17 protein-coding genes are annotated in these 24,149 nt (G+C 54.2%); 8 read left to right on the top strand and 9 right to left on the bottom strand.

From position 1 onward, the window contains the following. Positions 1 to 45: 45 nt before the first annotated feature. From IFO68_RS18680 to IFO68_RS18665, 4 genes are all read right to left on the bottom strand, one after another. On the bottom strand, positions 46 to 1,254 hold the full coding sequence (locus tag IFO68_RS18680; RefSeq protein ID WP_192017324.1) for a hydroxymethylglutaryl-CoA synthase: 1,209 nt from the start codon (positions 1,252 to 1,254) through the stop codon (positions 46 to 48). Between the two features lie 608 nt (positions 1,255 to 1,862). After that, complete coding sequence (locus tag IFO68_RS18675; RefSeq protein ID WP_192017323.1) at positions 1,863 to 2,453, bottom strand: hypothetical protein; 591 nt, start codon at positions 2,451 to 2,453, stop codon at positions 1,863 to 1,865. 291 nt (positions 2,454 to 2,744) lie between these two features. Continuing rightward, positions 2,745 to 4,385 carry a chaperonin GroEL gene (gene groL / locus IFO68_RS18670; protein WP_192017322.1) on the bottom strand — a complete coding sequence of 547 codons (1,641 nt, stop codon included), beginning with the start codon at positions 4,383 to 4,385 and terminating at the stop codon, positions 2,745 to 2,747. Positions 4,386 to 4,426: 41 nt separating this feature from the next. After that, positions 4,427 to 4,717, bottom strand: coding sequence for a co-chaperone GroES (locus tag IFO68_RS18665; protein ID WP_027254091.1), 291 nt, complete (start codon positions 4,715 to 4,717; stop codon positions 4,427 to 4,429). A gap of 216 nt (positions 4,718 to 4,933) precedes the next feature. Between IFO68_RS18665 and IFO68_RS18660 the strand changes: the two genes are divergently transcribed. Further along, positions 4,934 to 6,325 carry an MATE family efflux transporter gene (locus tag IFO68_RS18660; RefSeq protein ID WP_192017321.1) on the top strand — a complete coding sequence of 464 codons (1,392 nt, stop codon included), beginning with the start codon at positions 4,934 to 4,936 and terminating at the stop codon, positions 6,323 to 6,325. Positions 6,326 to 6,412: 87 nt separating this feature from the next. Here the strand turns inward: IFO68_RS18660 and IFO68_RS18655 are convergent, their stop codons facing one another. Next, the gene (locus IFO68_RS18655; RefSeq protein WP_192017320.1) at positions 6,413 to 6,967 is read right to left on the bottom strand and encodes an FxsA family protein; all 555 of its coding nucleotides are present in this window, start codon (positions 6,965 to 6,967) and stop codon (positions 6,413 to 6,415) included. Between the two features lie 9 nt (positions 6,968 to 6,976). Continuing rightward, positions 6,977 to 7,111: a hypothetical protein gene (locus tag IFO68_RS22040; RefSeq protein WP_272872739.1), complete on the bottom strand. Its 135-nt coding sequence runs from the start codon at positions 7,109 to 7,111 to the stop codon at positions 6,977 to 6,979. A gap of 226 nt (positions 7,112 to 7,337) precedes the next feature. On the opposite strand from IFO68_RS22040, the gene IFO68_RS18650 reads away from it, so the two are divergent. Together IFO68_RS18650 and IFO68_RS18645 are read left to right on the top strand one after the other, a co-directional pair. Beyond that, on the top strand, positions 7,338 to 9,200 hold the full coding sequence (locus IFO68_RS18650) for a protein-disulfide reductase DsbD (protein ID WP_192017319.1): 1,863 nt from the start codon (positions 7,338 to 7,340) through the stop codon (positions 9,198 to 9,200). Positions 9,201 to 9,338: 138 nt separating this feature from the next. Next, positions 9,339 to 9,977: a response regulator transcription factor gene (locus IFO68_RS18645; RefSeq protein ID WP_192017318.1), complete on the top strand. Its 639-nt coding sequence runs from the start codon at positions 9,339 to 9,341 to the stop codon at positions 9,975 to 9,977. Positions 9,978 to 9,981: 4 nt separating this feature from the next. Here the strand turns inward: IFO68_RS18645 and IFO68_RS18640 are convergent, their stop codons facing one another. After that, positions 9,982 to 11,730, bottom strand: a complete 1,749-nt coding sequence (locus IFO68_RS18640) for a potassium/proton antiporter (RefSeq protein ID WP_192017317.1) — start codon at positions 11,728 to 11,730, stop codon at positions 9,982 to 9,984. A gap of 405 nt (positions 11,731 to 12,135) precedes the next feature. On the opposite strand from IFO68_RS18640, the gene IFO68_RS18635 reads away from it, so the two are divergent. Then, entirely contained in the window at positions 12,136 to 12,402 is a 267-nt protein-coding gene (locus IFO68_RS18635; protein ID WP_192017316.1) for a DUF4212 domain-containing protein, read from the top strand. A 14-nt stretch (positions 12,403 to 12,416) separates the two neighbouring features. Next, entirely contained in the window at positions 12,417 to 14,120 is a 1,704-nt protein-coding gene (locus IFO68_RS18630) for a sodium:solute symporter family protein (protein WP_192017315.1), read from the top strand. Positions 14,121 to 14,305: 185 nt separating this feature from the next. Here IFO68_RS18630 and IFO68_RS18625 read toward each other — a convergent pair whose 3' ends face one another. Together IFO68_RS18625 and IFO68_RS18620 are read right to left on the bottom strand one after the other, a co-directional pair. Continuing rightward, on the bottom strand, positions 14,306 to 17,767 hold the full coding sequence (locus IFO68_RS18625) for a PAS domain-containing hybrid sensor histidine kinase/response regulator (protein ID WP_192017314.1): 3,462 nt from the start codon (positions 17,765 to 17,767) through the stop codon (positions 14,306 to 14,308). A 115-nt stretch (positions 17,768 to 17,882) separates the two neighbouring features. Next, a complete protein-coding gene (locus IFO68_RS18620) occupies positions 17,883 to 19,055 on the bottom strand; it encodes a 3-phenylpropionate MFS transporter (protein WP_192017373.1) in 1,173 nt (390 codons plus the stop codon). 246 nt (positions 19,056 to 19,301) lie between these two features. Between IFO68_RS18620 and IFO68_RS18615 the strand changes: the two genes are divergently transcribed. From IFO68_RS18615 to acs, 3 genes are all read left to right on the top strand, one after another. Continuing rightward, positions 19,302 to 21,131, top strand: coding sequence for a DUF294 nucleotidyltransferase-like domain-containing protein (locus IFO68_RS18615; protein ID WP_192017313.1), 1,830 nt, complete (start codon positions 19,302 to 19,304; stop codon positions 21,129 to 21,131). A 22-nt stretch (positions 21,132 to 21,153) separates the two neighbouring features. Continuing rightward, on the top strand, positions 21,154 to 21,780 hold the full coding sequence (locus IFO68_RS18610) for a 3'-5' exonuclease (RefSeq protein WP_192017312.1): 627 nt from the start codon (positions 21,154 to 21,156) through the stop codon (positions 21,778 to 21,780). 199 nt (positions 21,781 to 21,979) lie between these two features. After that, entirely contained in the window at positions 21,980 to 23,929 is a 1,950-nt protein-coding gene (gene acs, locus IFO68_RS18605) for an acetate--CoA ligase (RefSeq protein WP_192017311.1), read from the top strand. Positions 23,930 to 24,149: the final 220 nt, after the last annotated feature.

Raw genomic sequence — 24,149 nt, 5'->3', positions numbered from 1 at the left:
CAAATAGTGGTATTGATTGGATGTTAAAAGTGGCGATGTCTGGCTTTAAGCCGCTTTGCTCATTGGCTCGAGCACACGTTCATAGACACGCTTGTTGTCGTGAATCGCGGCCAGCCTGAAGTTCGAGCCGGAAGTCGGGTTATAGCGAATGTTGGCCTGATCGTAGTCGCGCAGCTGGTACATATACTGACAATAAGTGTCGTAGCTGAGCGCGGTTCGTGCAGCCAGCTTTTGCTGATTCGCCAGGGTATTAATGGCGTGGCGGTAATTCTTATTCACCGTGCCCGAGAAGAATTCACCCACCGCCCCTGAGCCATAGCTGAAGAAGCCGATTGTCTGTCCCGTCAAATCCTGCTCAGCGTTATCAAGCAGAGACAGCAGGCCAATGTAGAGGCTGGCGGTATAGGTATTGCCAATTTCACGTCCGTATTGCTGGCTGATGCTGTAAGCGGCATCGGTTTTATCCGCCATCTGCTCAGGATACTGGGCGCTGAGGTGCTCAAAGGCTTTTTTGGCCATCTTAGTGAAAGGCTGGTGGAAGCAGAGCCATTCGAGCTGATCCAGTGGCTTACCGCCGTTGACCAGATAGCCTTGATAGCTGCTTGTCATCACATTGAGGTAGGCATCTTTCGACAACTCGCCGTCCACCAGGGCATGTTTGAACTGGTTCGGGCGCCAGAAATCCATGATGTCGGCACTGTAGCAGCCGCGTTCAGCATCAATCTCAATGATGTCCGGGTCAGCGGTAATCAGCATGGCTACCGCACCGGCACCTTGTGTGCATTCACCCGGGGTGTTTTGCTGATAACGGGCAATGTCGCAGGCCACAACCAGCACTGACTCATCCGGACGGGCACGCACCATATCGCAAGCCATCTGTAATCCGGCCGTACCGCCGTAGCAGGCCTGCTTCACTTCAAAAGCCCGGCAGTTGGGGTGAATATCAATTAGTCCCATCAGATAAGCCGCACCCGACTTGGACTGGTCAACACCCGTTTCAGTGGCAAAAATGAGTGTCGAAATGGTGTTCACTTCTTCCGGTGTCATAGTATTCAGCACATCCTGCGCCGCATTGGCCGCAATCGAGATGGTATCTTCATCCGGCGTCGGTACAGCCATTTTTGACTGACCTATACCATAAAGGTATTTAGCAGGATCAATCTGATGGGCCTCAGCCAGTTTTTCCAGCGTGAGATAATTCTCTGTGGTGCTGAATTCAATGCGATTAATACCGACTTTGATTGCCTTGTTCATTTTTCATTCCTTAATTTAAGTAAATTAACTGATTAATAAATGTCTCATTGCTTGTTGGAATTCATAATAGACAAGGCAGGTAAAAATAAAATTGAAAAAAATATAAAGCTATTAACCAAAAAATTAAAAGATAAACAAATCAAGAAATAAAAAACAATAAAATCAACACATTAAACACAAAACCACATCATAAAAAGAACAAAACAAAAGTAGAAAAACCAAGAAAAAGATTAAAAACACCAATAACAACTATATTTAAAGGTAATACAAATGACGAAGATAAATAAATTAACAAACCACTCATCAAAAATGTACTAGCAATAAACCAAAAAATGAAATCATTAACAATTAAGACAGTTTCTGCTTATTGATGAACCGCATAAAAACTATACCTCACAGAGATAGAGCAACGATGACAGCAATGTGCAAGGCAGAAAACTGCAAGCGATGACGTGCAGCTAAAAAGAGATGAGCAAGATAAGAGAAATAAAAAACGCAGAGCAGAAACCTGACTCGTGGCGCACCCATAACGATGTAGCACCCTGACACAGCATCAAAAAAGCCCGAGCCAGAAGGCCGGGCCTGAAAAACCGAATAAGCCGTAACCGCTACTGGCGGGTGATTACATAGGCATTATTCCCCATGCCAATGCCGACCCGGCAACTTGTAGAAAAATGGTGTCTGCTGCGGGTGTAGTTGGCAGGAATCGGCGAGTTGGCACACACAGTGAAACTGGATCTGTACTTATCGGCATACACCTGCGTGCTGCCGTTGACTGAGTTACCAGATCCAAAATTACAGGCCGGATTGTAGATGTTGGCGATAATCACAAAACCATCGTACACCCGGCTGTGATATCCGGCGCAAGTGTTAAACCGTGAACCGTCCTTCGGCGCTACAGTCAGAATGTAGGCATTGTCGCTGTGCTGCCAGCTGCCGCAATCGAAATTAACTGTAGTACTGGTGATGACATAGCCGTCAGGAATGAAGTCGCCCCGGCAAATGGTCATTCTTCTCGACTGCGCCCGGAACATGTCACTGAGACGCTCGTCAGACAACATCTGATCGCCCGGGATCTGATGGATCTGAGCATCCATATGATATTGGTCAATAAAGCTTTGCTCTTCATCACCGGCATGACTACTCGTAGTGCCAAGAACGCAGCCGGCCATTAACAACGCCAAAGTGTGTTTCAACATAGTGCTCTCTCTGAAATACCGTTGAAAACACAGAGTCTTAAAGCAAGCTCAAGCACAAAGATATGGCTGAGTAGTAAATATGCAATAAAGCTAATAACAAAACTGTACTGATAGTCAGCATGGTTACAGACTGGCGCCCTAGCTGTCACTGATGGCCTAGCCAGCCACTCATCGGTCACCGTGACAGAGAACGCATGTGCTGTAATAGATAGAGGAAACCTCGCCTGCCAGAAACAAAGAACCCGCCATACGGCGGGTTCTTTTATCTTTTTCAGCAGGTGACGGGGCTGATTACATCATGCCGCCCATACCACCCATGCCGCCCATGGCAGCGCTCATGTCCGGCGCGTCAGCTTTAGGCAGCTCAGTGACCATGGCTTCGGTGGTGATCATCAGACCTGCTACAGAAGCGGCGAACTGCAGTGCAGAACGCGTCACTTTAGTTGGATCCAGGATACCCATTTCCAGCATGTCGCCGTACTCGCCAGTGGCCGCGTTGTAACCGTAGTTACCTTCGCCACGCTTCACTTCGTTCGCCACGACAGACTCTTCATCGCCCGCGTTACGCACAATTTGACGCAGTGGTGCTTCCATGGCGCGCAGCGCTACACGGATACCGACAGTTTGCTCTTCATTGTCGCCAGTCAGATTAGTCACTTTAGAGGCTGCACGAACCAGAGCAACACCACCACCGGCAACCACGCCTTCTTCAACCGCAGCACGGGTTGCGTGCAGGGCATCTTCGACGCGGTCTTTTTTCTCTTTCATTTCAACTTCAGTCGCCGCACCGACTTTGATCACAGCAACACCGCCAGCCAGTTTGGCTACGCGCTCTTGCAGTTTCTCTTTGTCGTAGTCAGAGGTAGCGTCTTCGATTTGCTGACGGATCTGAGTCACACGGCCCTGAATCGCCACTTCTTCACCATGACCATCAATGATGGTGGTGTTTTCTTTAGTGATAGAGATGCGCTTGGCCTGACCCAGATCTTCCAGCGTCACTTTATCCAGTTCCATGCCGATTTCTTCAGAAATCACAGTACCGGCAGTCAGCACCGCGATGTCCTGCAACATAGCTTTACGGCGATCGCCAAAGCCTGGTGCTTTCACCGCCGCCACTTTCACAATGCCGCGCATGTTGTTCACCACCAGGGTAGCCAGTGCTTCGCCTTCAACATCTTCTGCGATAATCAGCAGAGGACGAGAGGCTTTCGCCACCGCTTCCAGTGTTGGCAGCAGCTCACGGATGTTAGAGATTTTCTTATCTACCAGCAGGATGAACGGGCTTTCCAGCTCGACACTGCCTGCTTCCTGGTTGTTGATGAAGTAAGGAGACAGGTAGCCACGGTCGAACTGCATACCTTCAACCACGTCCAGCTCGTCATGCAGAGCCTGGCCTTCTTCAACAGTGATAACGCCGTCACGGCCGACTTTTTCCATCGCTTCGGCGATGATGTTACCCACGGTAGAATCGGAGTTGGCAGAGATAGTACCTACCTGCGCGATCGCTTTGCTGTCTGCACAAGGAGAAGACAGCGCTTTCAGTTCTTCTACCGCCGCAATCACGGCTTTATCGATACCGCGCTTCAGATCCATCGGGTTCATGCCCGCTGCGACCGCTTTCAAACCTTCGGTGATGATCGCCTGAGCCAGTACAGTGGCTGTTGTTGTACCGTCACCCGCCGCGTCATTGGCCTGAGACGCCACTTCTTTCACCATTTGTGCGCCCATGTTCTGGAATTTATCTTCCAGTTCAATTTCACGCGCAACAGAAACGCCATCTTTAGTGATAACCGGCGCACCGAATGATTTGTCCAGTACGACGTTACGGCCTTTAGGACCCAGGGTGACTTTTACGGCATCGGCCAGAACGTTGACACCTTCCAGCATTTTTACGCGAGCATCGTTACCGAATTTTACGTCTTTAGCAGCCATGTTTATCTTCCTTTCTTAATTCTTAATTCAAAGTGAATGGATTATTCAACGATTGCCAAGATGTCATTTTCAGACATGATGAGAACTTCTTTACCGTCGATCTTCTCAGACTTGGTGGCATAACCTTCAGCGAAAATAACGCTGTCGCCAACCTTAACGTCCAATGGCTGCACAGAACCATTCTCCAGAATGCGGCCCTTGCCTACAGCTAAAACTGTACCGCGGGTCGATTTTTCTGCAGCAGAACCAGTCAGAACGATGCCACCAGCAGATTTTGATTCAACTTCCTGGCGCTCAACGATCACTCGGTCATGTAAAGGACGAATATTCATCGGGTCGTCTCTCCTGATTTTGGTAATATTTATGGGTTGTTAGAAAGCAGGACGGTGTTTGGTTCCATCCCGCCAAAACTGATACTTAGACATGTTGGGTCGTTTTTCTGGAACCCAAGTCCTGACGATGATTTTTTTTACTTTTTGTGCCAGATTTTTTGCCCGATCACATTCTTTGCATTAGGGTGTGCAGGCAAAGACAGACCTGAGAGCCTTATGACCCAAACTGTACGACCTGATAAACACGGTTTACTGTCCGATCCTATCCCGGAAGTCCTGCGACGCCTGACCATCCCTATGGTGTTTGGCATGGTCGCTATCCTGATGTTTAATCTGGTCGATACCTTTTTCATTGCTTTGCTGGGTACCCAGGCTCTGGCGGCGGTCAGTTTCACCTTTCCGGTCACGTTTGCCATCAACTCCATCACCATGGGCGTGGGCGTCGGGTTATCAGCCTGCATTGGCCGCCTGCTGGGCAGCGGTAGCAGCCAGGCGGCGGCCAGAGTCTCCAGCCATGGTTTGTTACTGGCATTGCTGTTGGTGATCCTCGCTGTGATCGCCGGACTGCTGACCATCAATCCGCTGTTCCGCCTGCTGGGCGCGGAAGACAGCCTGCTGCCGATTATTCATGACTATATGGAAGTCTGGTATCTGGCGATCCCGCTGCTGGTCATTCCCATGGCCGGTAACAGTGCTATCCGGGCTACAGGCGATGCGAAATCGCCGGCAAAAATCATGATGCTGGCCGGAGTGATCAACGGCGTGCTCGATCCCCTGCTGATTTTTGGCTACGGCCCTTTTCCGGAACTGGGTGTGCGCGGCGCGGCCATTTCAAGCGGCGTTAGCTGGGCGTTTGCATTAGTCTGGTCGTTACGGATATTGATTGTGCGCGAAAAGCTGCTGGCGATACCGGATCTCCGGCTGATCGTTGCCGACTGGCGACAGATACTGCACATAGGGACCCCAGCCGGGCTATCCAACGCCCTGGCACCTTTATCCAATGCCCTGGTGATGGTCTTGCTGGCCAGCCAGGGCACCGCCTCTGTCGCAGCCTATGGCGCGGCTATACGGGTGGAATCGTTGCTGATGCTGGTCATGTTCGCCCTGAGCTCAGCCCTGATGCCTTTCATGGCGCAGAATTTCGGCGCAAAACAGCCCAGACGGGCCTTTGATGCCCTGTTCACGGCCATGAAATTCGCGTTGGGCTTTCAGTTGCTGGTGTTTGTGATGATGGTGCCGCTGAGCTGGCCCATATCGCTCATGTTCAGCCAGGATGAAGCGGTGCAGACCCAGCTTTGGCATTACCTGATACTGGTACCGGCCAGCTACGGATTGCTGGCCGTGTGCATGCAATTGATCAATGCCCTGAATGCCATGCATCTGTCCTTTCAGGCACTGTTGTGGAATCTTATCCGTCTGTTCGGTTTGTTGCTGCCGGCAGCCTGGGTTGGCAGCCGGTTAAATGGTACTGAAGGATTATTTACCGGGATCGCCGTAGCCAATCTGCTGTGCGGTCTGGCGGCACTGGGGTATGCACGCAGGCTGCACCGGCAACATGTCAGTTCAGGGCACCAACATGACGCGGGCTCGTCTTCACGCTCGCGATAGCTGCCGCTGACAGTTGCGCGTTTAATGGATTCCCGCCTACGCGGGAATGACATTTATTTCATTTAAATCAACAACCTAACAAATCACTCAGTGCAGCCGGTGCTGATCATCGTCATCTGATTTGTCTTTCTTCTCTTTCTCGTCTTTGTCTTTGTCTTTGTCTTTGTCTTTGCGCTCATATTCGCCGTCAAATACATCACCGTTTTGATCGCGGTGGAATGGGTCGCGGTCTGAAAACGGCCCTTGCGGACCAAAGCCACCGCCAAAGCCGCTCTGATGCATGCTCTGCACTTTCACTTTAGTCATCAGAAACTTCGCCAGCGCGGCACGAGGCCCGGGCAGTAACACCACCAGCCCCATAGCGTCAGTCATAAAGCCCGGTGTCAGCAGCAGCACACCGGCTACCGCCAGCATCACACCTTCCACAATTTGCTGGGCGGGCAATTCCCCCTTATTTAGCCTGTCCTGCACCGACATCAGGGTCGCAATACCCTGGCTGCGAACCAGTGAAGCGCCGACCACGGCCGTCAGCAGTACAAGCAACAGGGTCGGCCACAGACCAATGACACCGCCAACCTGTACAAACAGGGCGATCTCTATGATGGGAACCAGAATGAATAAAAACAAAAGTACCGGAAACACAAACACCCCTTATAAAGGCTGGCGATTATTGAGGAAACGGCTGTCCACAGTTGAGCTGCAGCCGCATTGCGTAAAGATGCCGACTATGATGGCGAGATTGCCCTGATTTTCAACCATAGCAGCAGAGGCTTTTAGCTGGATCACCTTTTCTGCATCGATTTTTTGCCGCTGACTCGGCTGAGGCTCCGAAACCAACAGCGGTTAGTGCACTTCGCCAAGCCTGCCGGGAGCTATAATTGCCTGAGAACACAGACAATGAAACTCTGCCTGATTTCTCGGGTCTGACACATAGTCCCCATATGGGGTATATTGGCGACATGAAGGCGCCATCTTCAAGCCTATGACCCGAGACTGAACGAGCCCGAATCCGATGACTATACTGCGACACTTGCCCATTACGCGTTTATTTGTCTTCTGCCTGCTGATACTCAGCCTGCCGCTGCGGGCGGAATTTTCTCTGCCGGGGCTGACAGGTTCATCGAGTCAGAACAGTTTTGTCCCTGTTGATCAGGCCTTTGCCTTTAACTTTTCGCAGAACACCGATCAACTGGTGCTCGACTGGCAGGTCAAACCGGGTTACTACCTGTATCAGCATCAGTTTTCTGTGGTGGCAAACGGGGCAACCATAGGCGATATCCGTTTGCCGGCAGGCACACCCTACAAAGATGAGTTTTTCGGCGAGGTACAGATATACCCTGAATCTCTGGCACTCACAGTGCCCATTGTACAGGCCAGTGACAACGCGACCCTGACCGTCCGTTATCAGGGCTGTGCCAAGGCCGGTTTCTGTTATCCCCCCGAAACCCGCGAGGTGCCTCTGTTTGCTACCGCCTCCGCCGCGGGTACGCCGTTGTCTGGCCAGGAGCCGGTCAAAGCCAAGCTGATAGTAAGCACTGACAATCAAACAGCAACAGTGGCATCATCCGGCTCAGCCGGACAACCGCTCAGCAGCAGTGCGCCACTGAGCCAGCAGGATCAACTGGCCAGCGATCTGGCGCAGCAGTGGTGGACGCCGCTGCTGTTTCTGGCGCTGGGCATAGGGCTGGCGTTCACGCCCTGTGTGCTGCCTATGTACCCGATCCTGACCGGTATCGTATTGGGCCGTGGCCAGCTCAGCAGCGGACGCACGTTCACTCTGGCTTTCACCTATGTCCAGGGTATGGCACTGACATACACCTTACTGGGGTTAGTGGTCGCTTCGGCGGGCATGCAGTTTCAGGCGGCCTTGCAACATCCTTATGTCCTGATTGGCCTGAGCATTCTCTTTGTCGTATTAGCATTGTCTATGTTCGGCGTCTACAACCTGCAACTCCCTTCCAGTGTGCAGACCTGGCTCAATCAGCTGAGCAATCAGCAGAAAGGCGGCCAGCTCGGCGGCGTATTTGCGATGGGCGCCATTTCCGGCCTGGTTTGCTCGCCGTGCACCACAGCGCCCTTGTCCGGCGCCTTGATTTACGTTGCCCAAAGCGGCGACTTACTGACTGGCGCGGTCGCACTGTACGCTCTGGCGATGGGGATGGGGATCCCGCTGATGCTGGTCGCCATGTTCGGTAACCGCCTGCTGCCGAAAGCAGGCGCCTGGATGGACAGCGTTAAAATATTCTTCGGCCTGGTGCTGCTGGCTGTGCCGCTGTTCCTGCTGGAACGCATTCTGCCCGCAAACCTGATGCCGTATTTATGGGCCGCATTCGGACTGGGTGCCTTCGGTTGGTTGTATCATGTGAAACAAGGTATGGCCCATTCCTGGCGCAGCAGTCTGGTGGGTGTCATCGCCATTATTGGTCTGCTCGTTTCCCTGCAGCCCGTCTATCAGGGACTGACAGGCACTCAGCCACAAACCGTGCAGCAGAACGCACCAGAGATCAGCTTCCAGCGCGTGGCCAGTATGGATGAACTCAATTCAGCGCTGGCTCAGGCCAAAGCCGAAGGTAAACCTGTGATGCTGGATTTTTACGCTGACTGGTGTGTCGCCTGCAAAGAGTTCGATAAGTACACTTTCCACGATGCCAGCGTGGCGCCAGAATTACAGCGTTTCGTCCTGTTGCAGGCCGACGTCACCGACACGAATCCGGACGACATCAAGCTGCTGCAAAAGATGAATGTGCTGGGTCTGCCGACGCTGGATTTCTGGCATGCTGATGGTGAACAGGCTCCGAAAGCCCGCCTGACCGGTTTCGTTGAAGCTGAGCCCTTTCTCGATCACCTGAAAGCCAACCAGCTGATAGGCCAGTAAGCAGAAAAGTATTCTCTTAAAGCATAAAATACCCCCCAAATACACACGGGAACGGATCCAGTTCGTATCTTGGGGGGGAACAAATTGATCTGGCATTTCAGCAATGCTAGCGTTAGGAAAAACAAGAAGCTTAATGTCATGGACGCTCAGTACACTATAGTCATTGCCGATGACCACCCGCTGTTTCGAAACGCCCTGTTTCAGTCAGTACACATGGCGGTCAGCAAGGCCAATCTGCTGGAAGCAGATTCTCTCGATACACTGTTACAGCTGCTTGATAAAGAACCGGATGTTGATCTTTTGCTGCTGGATTTAAAAATGCCGGGTGCCAACGGCATGTCCGGTCTGATCCAGCTTCGCGCCCAGCACCCGGAACTGCCGGTCGTGGTGGTGTCTGCCAATGAAGAAGCTTCCGTCATCCGCCAGGTCCGTCATCACGGTGCTTTTGGCTTTATTCCCAAATCCAGCGATATGCGTGAACTTATCAGCGCACTGAATCAGGTGCTGGACGGAGAGCCTTATTTTCCGCCGGGTATCGGTGAAGATGAAGACAACCCCGAGCTGGATGCACTGGCGGCCCGCATCGCCACCCTGACTCCGCAACAGTACAAGGTCCTGTGCATGCTGTCCGATGGCCTGCTCAACAAGCAGATCGCCTACGAACTCAATGTCTCTGAAGCCACCATCAAGGCGCACATGACGGCCATTTTCCGTAAGCTCGGGGTAAAAAACCGCACTCAAGCGGTTATCCTGTTAAATGAGCTCAGTGACGAGTAAGTAATCACTCACCGTTATCACCTTGTTCCACCTCTTCTTCTGGCAGGCGTAAGCCGACCTTAGTGACCTGCCAGTCGGCGATATCTGCCACCACCCAATGCAAGCCATTCCACTCAAAGTTATCCCCCAGTACCTGATTGGTCCCCAGATGCTGAATAACCAGATCTTTCAGTGTCATGGCTGGATTGACTTCCCCTAACTCCAGACCATAAGCGATGGCGACATCAACCAGCCGGGCTTCGGCATCCAGAAAAAAGTCACCAAAGAAACGCGCCAACTCGGCTTTCTCTGGGGCTTCACTGAACAGCTGACTCAGCGCTTCCAGATCTTTCTCCTGCGCCAGCACACACAAGGTATCCCCCTCTTCCAGCCGGGTACTGCCCGATGGGTGCAGCAATTGCTGCTCGCGGAACACAGCCGCAATCCGGGTGCCCAGCGGGAGTGACAAGTTACGTAAAGGCTCACCGATACACCACTTATCGGCTTTCATTTTGTAGACAAACAGCTCCCACTCACTGGTTGGAAACACTTCCACCCCGGTGCGGAACACAGGTTCGGGACGAGGCGGCAGCTCGACTTTGGCCAGCGACATGGCTTTGGTGAGGGTTCCCCCCTGCAGGATCAGCGATACCATGACCACGAAAAAAGCCAGATTGAAATACAACTGAGCATTGGGCAGTCCGGCCATCATAGGAAAAACCGCCAGGATAATGGGCACGGCGCCGCGCAGGCCCACCCAGGAAATAAACCATTTTTCCCGTGCCGTGAAGCTGCGAAACGGCAGCAGGCTAATCCAGACCGATATCGGACGGGCAAAGACAATCATCCCGAACGCCAATGCCAGTCCGGGCAGTGCAATCGCAATCAGATTTGACGGGGTGACCAGCAGCCCTAGCACCAGGAACATACAAATCTGGCTGAGCCAGGTCATGCCATCCAGCACATTGAGAATAGAATGACGGCAGCGGGTCGGACGATTACCCAGCAGCAACCCCACCAGATAGATGGATAAAATACCGCTGCCGCCCAAGGTGTTTGAAATGGCAAAGATCATCAATCCGCCGCTGACCGCCAGAATTGAGTACAGCCCCTCTGGCAGATGATTACGATTAATCAGGCGCCACAACAGCCAGCCTCCCGCCAGTCCGGCGATGGCACCTATGCCAAACTGCTTGACGAAACTCAGGGCCAGAAAACCGGCGCTGAACTCAGTTCCCTGACTGCTGAGCACCGCAATCAGGGTCACGGTCAGAAACACCGCCATGGGATCATTGGTGCCCGATTCAATCTCCAGGGTCGAGCCTACCCGCTCATTCAGGCTGCGCCCTTTGAGCAGGGAAAACACCGCCGCGGCATCGGTTGAGCCGACAATCGCGCCAACCAGAATGCCCTGCAGCGGCTCCAGATCAAACAACCAGGTTGCCATCAGGCCGGTCAGCGCGGTAGTGATCGCTACCCCTAAGATGGCCAGCGCCACGGAGGGCCATAAGGCGACCCGGAAACTGGCCACCCGGGTCCGCATGCCGCCATCAAGCAGAATAATCGCCAGCGCCAGGTTACTGACCAGATACGCCACAGAATAATCATCAAACAAGATACCGCCCGGGCCGTCTTCACCGGCCATCATGCCGACGATCAGAAACACCAGCAGAATTGGAATGCCTAATTTGGATGATACCGGGCTCAGGAGAACACTTAACGCAATCAGTAAAGCGCCAACCAGAAAAAAACCGTTAATGGTAATCGCGTCCACTCATCCTCCAAAGATTATTATTAATTCAGCAACCTGCTAACAAACCGGTTGCTCCTGTATTTTGCCCTAATATACAGCGACATTAAGAAAACTATATGTAAACAATTCCCCGACATTGCCAGTATTTAACGCTTACCAAACACTGTTTCGCCCGCGAATATTCGGAACGGAGTCATGGTAATCGCCTGATCTTTATCTGCTGACCGCCTTATACTTTCGGCTAACTTAACAGCAATTTAACATCCCATTTTTCTTGAGTCATATCACTAACTTTCTAAATTTAGCTGACATTTGATGGTTTTTTGCCCGACTAAAGTTGCACTGTGCGTCTTCAATAAGCTTGCTATTGTCATCACGTAACATTTTTATAACTGAAAAATGACTGACCATAGTAAGGAGATAACCATGGCGTTTGAATCCAAGGAGCAAGCGCAAGCCTACTGGAAGGAGAACCTGACGATTATGGGTTCTTTGCTTGCCATCTGGTTCCTCGTGTCATACGGGGCCGGTGTGTTGTTTGTGGATGTCCTGAACCAGTTTCAGCTGGGCGGCTTTAAGCTCGGTTTCTGGTTTTCACAACAAGGTTCCATTTACATCTTTGTCGCATTGATATTTGTCTATGTCTACAAGATGAATGCGCTGGACCGCAAATTCAACGTTCACGAGGATTAAGGGAGTAGTCACTCATGGATATTCAAACCTGGACCTTCATACTGGTTGGTCTGTCTTTCGCACTCTATATCGGGATCGCAATCTGGTCCCGCGCCGGATCTACCAGCGAGTTCTACGTGGCCGGCGGTGGTGTCCACCCTGTTGCTAACGGCATGGCGACTGCTGCTGACTGGATGTCTGCCGCTTCGTTCATTTCTATGGCAGGTATCATTTCGTTCGCCGGCTATGACGGCGGTGTGTACCTGATGGGCTGGACCGGCGGTTATGTGCTGCTGGCACTGTGCCTTGCCCCTTACCTGCGTAAATTCGGCAAGTTCACTGTGCCAGACTTCATCGGCGACCGTTATTACTCCCGCACTGCCCGTATGGTAGCTGTGTTCTGTGCCATCTTTGTTTCTTTCACCTATGTAGCAGGACAAATGCGTGGCGTGGGCGTGGTTTTTGCCCGCTTCCTGGAAGTCGACATTAACGTCGGTATCATTATTGGTATGGCTATCGTGTTCTTCTATGCGGTCATGGGCGGCATGAAAGGCATTACCTATACCCAGGTTGCACAGTACTGCGTGCTGATCTTTGCCTTCATGGTTCCTGCCATCTTCACCTCTATCATGGTCACCGGCTCTGCGATTCCGCAAATCGGCTTCGGTTCGACCATCAGTGGGACGGATGTCTACCTGATGGACAAGCTGGAAGGACTGAGTACCGAACTGGGCTTCACCTCCTACATCGACGGCTCCAAGAGCATGGTAGATGTGTTCTTCATCACCGCGGCTCTGATGGTAGGTACGGCGGGTCTGCCGCACGTGATCATCCGTTTCTTCACCGTGCCTCGCGTAAAAGATGCCCGTATTTCTGCTGGTTGGGCACTGCTGTTCATTGCCTTCCTATACACCACGGCGCCAGCTGTGGCAGCGTTTGCCCGTATCAATATGTTTGAAACCTTAAATGGTCCGGACATGCAGGGTGTCGCGGCAGAACAAGCACCAAGCTGGGTAACCAACTGGGAGAAAACCGGTCTGGTAGCCTGGGAAGACAAAAATGGCGACGGCAAAATGTTCTACTCTGGCGATGAGCGTAACGAGATGAACATCAACCGTGACATCATAGTACTGGCAAGTCCTGAGCTGGCCAAACTGCCAAACTGGGTTGTTGCCCTGCTGGCAGCGGGTGGTCTGGCCGCGGCACTGTCGACGGCGGCCGGTTTGCTGCTGGTGATTTCCACTTCGGTGGCGCATGACCTGCTCAAGAAAGGCTTCAAACCGAATATGACGGATAAACAGGAGCTGAGGGCGGCCCGGATAGGGGCAGCGCTGGCCATTATCGGTGCTGGCTATCTGGGGATTAACCCACCAGGCTTTGTGGCACAGGTGGTAGCCTTCGCCTTCGGTCTGGCGGCATCGTCCTTCTTCCCGGCGATTATCATGGGCATCTTCTACAAGAAGATGAATAAAGAAGGCGCTATCGCCGGTATGCTGAGCGGTATCCTGTTCACCGCGGCTTACATCATTTACTTCAAGTTCATCAACCCTGCGGCCAGCACCCCGGACAACTGGTGGTTCGGCATCAGCCCTGAAGGAATTGGTACACTGGGTATGTGTGTGAACTTTGTGGTATCAATTGTCGTGAACAAGTTCACGGCAGAAGTCCCGGAAGATGTACAGGAGCTGGTGGAATCTATCCGTTATCCGAAAGGGTCTGGTGAAGCTCACAGCCACTAAACAACACCGACATAATAACAACACTCAGTAGCAACAAATGGGGGAAACCCCGCTCGCTGACGGAGCCATGATGGCTCCGTTTTTTTGTGCGCAGAATGACAGTTAAGCCACTGAGTTAACCCCCTTCTCTCATCCCGCGAAAGCAAAGATCCACTGGATGGATACAGAAAAGAGAGCAAACGGCTTCAACTGATCCTGGCCTGCGCGTACTGGTTCAGCAAAGAGCGCAGTTTCAGCGGTTTCACCGGCTTACTGATAAAGGCAAAGCCTTTACTGCGGATCGTTTGCTGGTTTTCCGGCAGTCGGTCGGCACTGATGATCACACCTTTAAACACCTCTCCCAGCTTGGCTTCACACTGGATCAGTACATCCAGCCCCGTTTCCAGTTCAGTCAGGTGATAGTCACTGAAAATGACATCTGGTATCCAGCCATCATTACATTGCTCCAGCGCGGCCGACACAGATTCCGCCAGCCGGATGTCACATCCCCAGCGGTTCAGCAGACTTTCCATACCTGTCAGTATGTCTTTCTCATTGTCGACACAGAGCACTCGGGTGCCGTACAGTGGCAACGGCTGTTCCGGCGCTGCCTGCGGTTTTTCTTTCGGCAGATGCATCGCCTGCCCCCGGCGCACAGACAGTGCGAACACTGTCCCCTCGCCCAGCCAGGACCGCAATGACAACGGATGATCCATCACCCGGCTGATCCCCCGGGCGATTGCCAGCCCGAGACCAAGACCGTGATCACCGCGTCCGCGGTCTATACGGGTGAACTCATCAAAAATATTGGCCTGTTTCTCTTGCGGTATTCCGGGGCCGTTATCCCAGACTTCTATCCTGAGCTGGCTGCCAACCCGCCTAACACCCAGCAGCACTTTACCGCCAGGGTTATAGCGAAAAGCATTAGTCAGGAAGTTTTGCAGCGCCCGGCGCAGCAGCTTAGGATCGGAATGCACCAGGGCCTTGCTGTCTACCACGGAAAAATCTATACCCTGCTGTTTTGCCAGCGCACTGAACTCGGCATTAAGATTATTGAACACATCACTGAGCGGGAAAACGTGGACATTGACCTGCAGTTTTCCGGCCTCCAGACGCGATACATCGAGCAAATCACCAATCAAATCTTCCGCAGCCCCCAGGGCACTTTCGATATGGTGTGCCAGTTTTGTGCTTTCTTCATCCTTGGCCACCTCAGACAGCGACGATGAAAACAGACGGGCCGCATTGAGCGGCTGCATCAGATCGTGGCTGACCGCGGCCAGAAAGCGGCTTTTCGAGTGTGCCTGCTGCTCGGCATGCTGAGTAGCCGAGACCAGCCGGCGGTTCAGCTGTTCCAGCTCTTGCGTTCGCTGCCGCACCCTGGCCTCCAGATTTTCATTGGCTTCTTTGAGCGCTTCCTCTGCCTGACGAAATGCCGTGATATCGGTAAAGCTCATGACGAAGCCGCCGCCCGGCATCGGATTACCCTGTACTTCAATCACCCGCCCGTCCGGCCGGATCCGGGAAGAGGTATGTGCCGTGCCGTGCTGCAGGTGCTTTACCCGCTTGGCGACATGGACTTCAGGATCCCCCGGTCCGCACAAACCCAGACGCGCGTTATGGCGGATCACATCCGCAATCGGCCGCCCGACCTGAATCAAACCGGGCGGGAAAGAAAACAGTTCCAGATAACGCTGGTTCCAGGCCACCAGCCGCAGCTGTTTATCCACTACGGCAATCCCCTGGCTGATGTGCTCAATGGCGCCTTGCAGCAGTCCGCGGCTGAAATCAAACAATTCAGAAGCTTCATCGACTATGGTGGCCACTTCTTCCAGCTGCATGTTGCGCCCCTGCAACGCAGAGGTCAGCACTAGGCGGGCCGAAGAGGCGCCAAAAACCCCCGCCAGTACCCGTTCGGTATGGCGAATCAGGCTGGCCGGCGCCTGCTGCTGGGGCTGAAAATTAAACTGGTGTTGCTGGGCAAAGTGAGTGAAGGCCTGACGCATCCGCTTTCGGCCGACAAACCGCGCCGCCAGGAGTTCAAGCTCAGACACTGTCACTCTGGCCTGGTACAGACGGGCGTCATCGGCCTCCGGCATGGGGGCGCCGACAAAAGTGGCCGCCTGCAGGCGCTCTGTCAGTGATGAGCGGGTCACCATAGACACCAGAACGTATAGCAGCAGGTTGGTCGTCAGACTGATCAGCATGCCCCAGTCCACTGTGGTCAACTCGCTCAGTACCGGCAGAGCCGGGGGTGTCAGCAACCACAGCAACAGGTTAGTGTCAGCACTGCCGGCCAGCATACCCGTCTGGCTCATCAGGGTGATCACCCACAGCGCGGTGCCGCCCAGCATACCGGCATAGACACCGTTGCGGTTGCCTTCGCGCCAGTAAATTCCCCCCAGCAACGCCGGTGCGAACTGGGCAATCGCCGCAAAGGATAACAACCCGATCGCCGACAGCGATTCGATTTCATCCAGCACTTCATGGAAGCCCCAGGCCGCCAGCAGCAGCAGCAGAATCAGGCCGCGGCGGATATTGAGCAGCAGTCCGGAAAACGCCGCATGGTTACGGCTCGACACTCGCAGCCGGCGCAGCAACAACGGCAGCACCAGATCGTTGGATGCCATAATGGCCAGTGCTATGGTCGAGACAATCACCATGCCGCTGGCCGCTGAGGTGCCGCCCAGAAAAGCCAGCAAGGCGATGGTGTCAGCCCCTTGCAGCAAAGGCAGGTTGATCACATAGGTATCGGCTGCTACATCCGGCAGCAGCACTTTTCCGGCCAGTGCCAGCGGAATCACAAATATTCCCATCAGTAACAGATACACAGGGAATACCCGGCGGGCGAGGTGCAGATCCGGGGCGTGGGTATTTTCCACCACAGTCGTATGGAACTGGCGCGGCAGACAGATGATCGCCGTCATGGTCAGCAAGGTATGAATGATGAAGCTGCCGGCATTGATATCCATGGACGGCAGCACAGACACGTCCAGCTGGCTCAGTTCCAGTGCCGGTATGTCCCACCACAACAGCATGACAAACAGCCCCACCACCAGAAAGGCCGCCAGTTTGATCAAAGATTCAAACGCCACCGCCATCATCATGCCGCGATGGTGCTCGGTGGTATCGAGATGACGGGTGCCGAACAGCACAGTAAATGCGGCCAGCGCCAGTGTCACCAGCCAGGCGATATCACCGTCATTGAGCATACTGTTGCGGGTCAGATCCGGGGCAACCTGGGCCAGCCCCATGGTGATCCCCCGCAGCTGCAGGGCGATATAAGGCAGAATACCGGCAGTGGCAATCAGGGTGACCAGTACCGCCAGCCCCTGAGACTTGCCATAGCGGGCGGCGATAAAATCGGCAATCGAGGTAATATGCTCGCGCTTGGCGATCAGGATCAGGCGGGCAAAAATACGCCAGCCAAAGGTGAAGACCAGAATGGGCGCCAGATATATCGGCAGAAACGACCACAGATCCCGGCTGGCCTGACCGACAGTGCCGTAAAACGTCCAGGAAGTGCAATAGACCGCAATCGACAGACTGTATATCCAGGGGCGCCAGCGGGACATCCATCCGGCATGTTTATCGCCGTACCAGGCAATAAGAAACAATAGCCCAAGATAGGCCAGTGATACCGGCACGACTATCCATCCCTGCTCCATAGGATCTCCCTGAAAAATGTTCCCTGATTCGGCCCCGTGCCTGGGGCCGAGTGTACCTCACTCTCGGGTGAGTATCCGTCCGGCAGGTCACATCTCACCGGCCAGGCTGTATGACTTAATGCACTTCGCGCGCCGCTGCCCGTTCCGCCTGAGGCGACTCATCAATTTTCATCAGCAATACCGGCAGCCCCATCACGGCCATCAGCCAGAACACATCGGCTCCCCACCAGCCGTATCCCCAGCCGCTCAGGGTGGTCAGCGCCGCCATTACCGCGCCCAGCGGCAAGGCATTGTACAGCGCCTGTAGGGCAACCATCTGGTGGCTTTGCGCATGCTGGATATAACGAATCGCCGCCAGATGCGCCGCCGCAAAGGTCACCCCATGCAGCGCCTGCGTCAGCACCAGCATCGGCAGTTCTGTCATGGTCGCGGTCAGTCCCCAGCGCAACAAGACACCCGCCGCCGCCAGCCGGAACATGGCTGCCACACTCCAGCCGGCAAACAACCGCTTGCTGAGTGCAAACACCGCAACCTCAGCGATCACACTGAAACTCCACAAATAACCACTCACCGCTTCGCTGTAACCGATCGTTTTCCAGTACATGGCGCTGAAGCTGTAATACGCGGCGTGGCTTCCCTGCAGCAGGGCCACAATGATCAGAAAACGCATCACCCGTTTATCGCGCAGAATCCCCAGTAACGGAGGCCGGGGCTGACGTACTGTGGTGGCTTCGCTTGGCAACACAGTTGGTTGGCGCAACGACAATAACAGGGCGGCAGCCAGCCCGCCAACCGCCACCCAGGGGATCACCGCCGCGCCAAACTCGGCAGCCGCCATACCGGCTATGGTCGAACCGACAATAAAAGCGATCGATCCCCACAGCCGGGTTCGACCATAGTCTAAATGCCCGTGTTTGGCGTAATAATTAGCCAAACTGTCTGTCAGCGGGATCACCGGCCCGACGAGAATATTAAACAGCACAATCACGGCTGTCAGTGCGATCAAATTGCCGCTGACCATCACAAATGACACGCAGCAGATCAAACTGAGTACCGCCAGCCAGCGCAACGCCGGCAACAGATGCTCCACCTGGTGCACCCTGGGCGTCAGCACCATATTGGCAAAGCAGCGCACCCCCAGGCCCAGGCCCAGCAACACGCCGATATCACCGGCTGGTATGCCCAGAGAATTCAGCCAGACGGCCCAAAACGGCAGATACACGCCATAGTTAAAGTAAAAGCCGAACATATACTGCGCTGTCCAGCCAAACGGGCTACTTCTTAACATCCCAAAACCCTGCTGCATGAAAATGGTCGCCATTATGCCTGTCCAGCACATGGCAGGAAAGGCGGCAGCAACGTTATTGGCCCTGAAGCCGTACATTATCCCGCCTTTAACCGCACAACAGCGGTTTGGTCGTCCCCTAGACTAAAGTCGGCTGGAGCAAAAGCGGGCACTGGGCGACACTGCTTAGCAGAGGAGTCACCATCACCACTGTGCACACCCGCGCTAGCACCACAAAGTGAGAGAGTAATGCCGGATACCTTTAATACGTCACTGATCCCTTTTGACCGGCTGGATGGCAGCCAGCAGGACGCACTGCTCAAAGCGCTGGATGTGGCATATTTTCGCAGCGGTGGGGTAATCATCCGGGCCGGCGATCCCTGCCAGTCGCTGCACATCATAATCAAAGGCAGCGTGGAAGAAACCTCGGCTGACCGGCAAGAGCACTATGCCCACTACACCACAGATGACCTTTTTGATGTGCGTGCCCAGTTCAGCGGCCACAGCCGCCATCAGTACCGGGCCACAGAAGATACGCTGTGCTACCTGCTCCCTCAGGCCCATTTTACCGCGCTGTGCCAGCAGAATCCGGCATTTGCGGCTTATTTCAACAGCGATCTGGCCACCCGCCAGCAACTGCTTGAACAGGCCCATCAGCAACAGAATCTGGCAGAATTTATTCTGACCCGTGTCCGCCAGGACAACATTCAGCCCTGTCTGATCCTGCCAGCCGGCACAGATCTGCGTACTGCCACCGAACACATGCGCCAGCGCAACTGTGACGCGGCTTTTACCCTAGTGGATGACACGACTGAGCAGGCCGAACACAGGTTTGGCATTGTCACCCGCACCGATCTGCTGCACGCCGTGATGCTGGATAATCGGACTGCCGACACAGCGGTCGGCCAGATAGCTTCCTCACCGGTGATCAGCATTGAACTGGGTGCATATCTGTTCAAGGCCATGATTACCATGACCCGGCACAAGGTCAAACGCGTGCTGGTCACACAGGGCAATGATATCGCCGGTATGCTGGATATGACTCAGGTACTGAGCCTGTTTTCCACCCATTCCCATGTACTGGCGCTGCGTATTGCCCGCGCCACCCGCATAGAGGAACTGGCACTGGCAGCAGCCAGCCAGCAGGCCCTGGTAGAGACACTGTTCAACAACGGCATTCATACCCGGTTTTTGATGGAACTGATTGCCAGTATTAATGAACAGATTATTGAAAAAGCGTTTCAGCTGGTGGTGCCTGAGCAATGGCAGCCGCTCTGTTGCCTGTTGGTGCTGGGCTCAGAAGGCCGCGGTGAGCAAATTCTGAAAACCGATCAGGATAACGCCCTGATCCTCGCTGATGGCGTCGACTGGCCCGAGTGCCGGACTGTAATGGCGCAACTGAGCGACACCCTGTGTCAGCTCGGCTACCCGCCCTGCCCCGGAAAAGTCATGGTCAATAATCCTGACTGGGTCCAGAGTGTCTCCGGCTGGCAACACACCCTGCAAACATGCTGCGATAAAGGGGATGAAGCCGCCATGATGACGCTGGCGATCCTGGCGGATGCTCAGGCCGTTGCCGGTAACAGGCAACTGCTGGCACCGGTCAAAAACCGCCTGCATCAAAGACTCAGCAGTCAGGAATTACTGCTGGCAACCTTTGCCCGCCCGGCGCTCAAGTTCAGCGTCCCCCTGACCCTGTTCGGCCAGATCAAGCGCGGTAAAAGCGGACCGGACATCAAACGTGGCGGTATTTTCCCGATTGTTCACGGCATCAGAACCCTGGCACTCGAACACGACGTGACAGACACCAACACCTTTCGCCGCCTGGCCGTGCTGGAACAGCGCCAGGTGCTGGAGCCGAGTACGGCGTCCAATCTGAGCGAAGCACTGAAACTTTTCATCCGTCTCAGGCTGCGCCAGCAGCTCAGCCTGCCACCGGGCTCGGCCTCAGCCGGACAGCATCATCTGCTGGATCTAGCCACACTCAGCCGGGCGGAACGTGATCTCTTGCGACACAGCCTGCATGTGGTGAAAAAATTTAAAGAATGGCTCGGCTATCACTACCAGCTCAGAGACTGATACTAAGGAATGGTGAGATGAAATGAATATTCTGCGTCGTTGGTGGTATCAGTACAAATTCCGCCATCACCCGATACACGCCCTGTTTCAGCGCTATAGCGGCGATGAGCTGGTGTCGGTTGACTGTGAAACCACCAGCCTGGATCCCGCCAGCGCGGAGCTGGTGACTATCGCGGCCACCCGCATCAAAGCTAATCGGATTCTGACCAGTGAGTCACTGTATCTGACCCTGAGTCCACCCGATAGCCTGAGTGCGGCCTCGGTCACCATCCACAAGATGCGCCATCAGGATCTCAGTCACGGCCTGGCGCCCAGAGAGGCCCTGACACTGCTGCTTGAGTTCATCGGCAACCGGCCCCTGGTCGGCTATCACATCCGTTATGACAAGGCGATTCTCGACCGCTATTTCAAGCGTCTGTTCGGCTTTGCCCTGCCCAATAAACTGGTAGAAGTCAGCCACCTGTACCATGAGCAGCTTGAGCGCCAGTTGCCCAATACCTGTTACGATCTGAGCCTTGAAGCCATCAGCCGTCATTTGGGACTACCGCACCCCGAGCGGCACGATGCCTTGCAGGACAGTATTACCGCCGCCCTGATCTATGTCCGGCTCAAGCACGGGGATCTGCCCGCTCTGACCTCGCCCTTGTGAGTTTTTTGCTCGCCACTCCTCCAACCAGCCTGGCGGAAAATAATGTAAGCCAATGCAAATACACAGAAAAAGCCATGACAGCGCACACTCATCCTAAAGTCTAATTGAGCCTGTTCCGAATCTGGCTCAAGTTAACACAACTATAATGATCAATGATCCGGTCCGCGCAGGACGAAGACGGAAACACAAGGAGAATGAGATGAGTGAGGTTCATGTTTACCCTGTCAACCAGCAGATTGCTGAGCGGGCTCATATCACGGAAGAGCAATACAGCGACATGTACCAGCAATCTGTCAGCGACCCGGAAGCCTTCTGGCGTGAGCATGGTAAGATTGTTGACTGGATCACCCCGTACAACAAAATTAAACAAACCTCTTTCGATACCGGCCATGTCAATATCAAATGGTTTGAAGACGGCACACTGAACGTCTCCGCCAACTGTCTCGACCGTCACCTGGCAACCCGCGGCGATCAGCCTGCCATCATCTGGGAAGGCGACGACCCGGCCGATGACGCTACCCTGACTTATAACCAACTGCACCAGCAGGTCTGCCAGTTCGCCAACGCCCTTAAAGCACAAGGGGTCAAAAAAGGCGACGTGGTTTGCCTTTACATGCCTATGGTTGCTGAAGCCGCGGTGGCCATGCTGGCCTGTACCCGCGTCGGTGCGGTACACACTATCGTATTCGGTGGCTTCTCACCGGAAGCACTCGCGGGCCGTATCATAGATTCAAAAGCCAAAGTCGTTGTGACTGCCGATGAAGGTGTCCGCGGCGGCCGTGCTGTACCACTGAAGAAAAACGTCGACGATGCCCTGAAACATCCTGAGGTCACCAGCATCGAGAAAGTGGTGGTGTTCCAGCGTACCGGCAATCCGGTAGAGTGGGACAATCAACGTGACGTCTGGTGGCATGACGCAACCGCAGCCGTGCCGGATCATTGCGACCCGGAACCTATGAACGCCGAAGATCCGCTGTTTATCCTCTATACCTCGGGTTCGACCGGTAAGCCGAAAGGCGTGCTGCACACCACAGGCGGCTATCTGGTGTACGCGACCATGACCTTTAAATACGTCTTCGACTATCAGGAAGGTGAAGTGTACTGGTGTACCGCCGATGTAGGCTGGATCACGGGCCACAGCTACCTGGTGTACGGGCCACTGGCAAACGGTGCCACCACCCTGCTGTTTGAAGGCGTTCCTAATTATCCGTCCACCGCCCGCATGAGCGAAGTGGTCGACAAGCATCAGGTCAACATTCTGTATACCGCCCCGACCGCCATTCGCGCCCTGATGGCCAAAGGCGATGAGGCCATTGCCGGTACCCAGCGTTCATCACTGCGTATCATGGGTTCTGTCGGCGAGCCGATTAACCCGGAAGCCTGGGAATGGTATCACCGCACTATCGGTGACAGCCGCTGCCCTATTGTCGATACCTGGTGGCAAACCGAAACCGGCGGCATCCTGATCACCCCGCTGCCTGGCGCGACCGCGCTGAAACCCGGCTCGGCCACCCGTCCGTTCTTTGGCGTTCAGCCGGCTCTGGTCGATAACATGGGCAACATTCTCCCTGGTGCAACTGAAGGCAACCTGGTGATGCTGGACAGCTGGCCGGGTCAGATGCGTACACTGTGGGGTGACCATGAGCGCTTCGAACAGACTTACTTCTCGACCTTTAAAGGCATGTATTTTACCGGTGACGGTGCCCGCCGCGATGAAGACGGTTACTACTGGATCACCGGCCGTGTCGATGACGTACTGAACATTTCAGGTCACCGCATGGGGACAGCGGAAATTGAATCGGCGCTGGTGGCCTTCGATAAGATTGCAGAAGCCGCTATCGTCGGCGTACCGCACGACATCAAAGGCCAGGCGATCTATGCCTATATCACCCTGAACGACGGCGTGATACCAACGGCTGAACTGCATAAAGAAGTCAAAGACTGGGTACGTAAGGAAATCGGCCCGATAGCCACACCGGACTTCCTGCACTGGACTGACGCTCTGCCGAAAACCCGTTCAGGCAAGATCATGCGCCGGATTCTGCGTAAGATTGCCACCGGTGATACCGGCTCGCTGGGGGATACCTCCACCCTGGCCGATCCCAGTGTGGTCGACAAACTGATCGCCGAAAAAGAAAAAGTCGTCTAACCGACAAAACCTGCATTCAATCCAAGCCGCCGCCAGGCGGCTTTCTTCTTTGTCCTCCCAACTGGCTCCAGTGCCCGCGAATACACAGCAGATCCGTATTGCAGGAACTCCCGGCCACCTCCCATTGTCTGATTTGTCTTATTCACCGCCACAGCATCATTGTTTGAACCTGCTGCATTGTGCGGTGAATTTCAGCAAAACTGATTAAGATTCAAGGTGA

Source organism: Photobacterium arenosum (genome assembly GCF_014841115.1).
GTDB classification, from domain to species: domain Bacteria; phylum Pseudomonadota; class Gammaproteobacteria; order Enterobacterales; family Vibrionaceae; genus Photobacterium; species Photobacterium arenosum.
The sequence above is the reverse complement of the archived record's forward strand: the minus strand, read 5'-3'. Positions and strand labels throughout refer to the sequence as shown.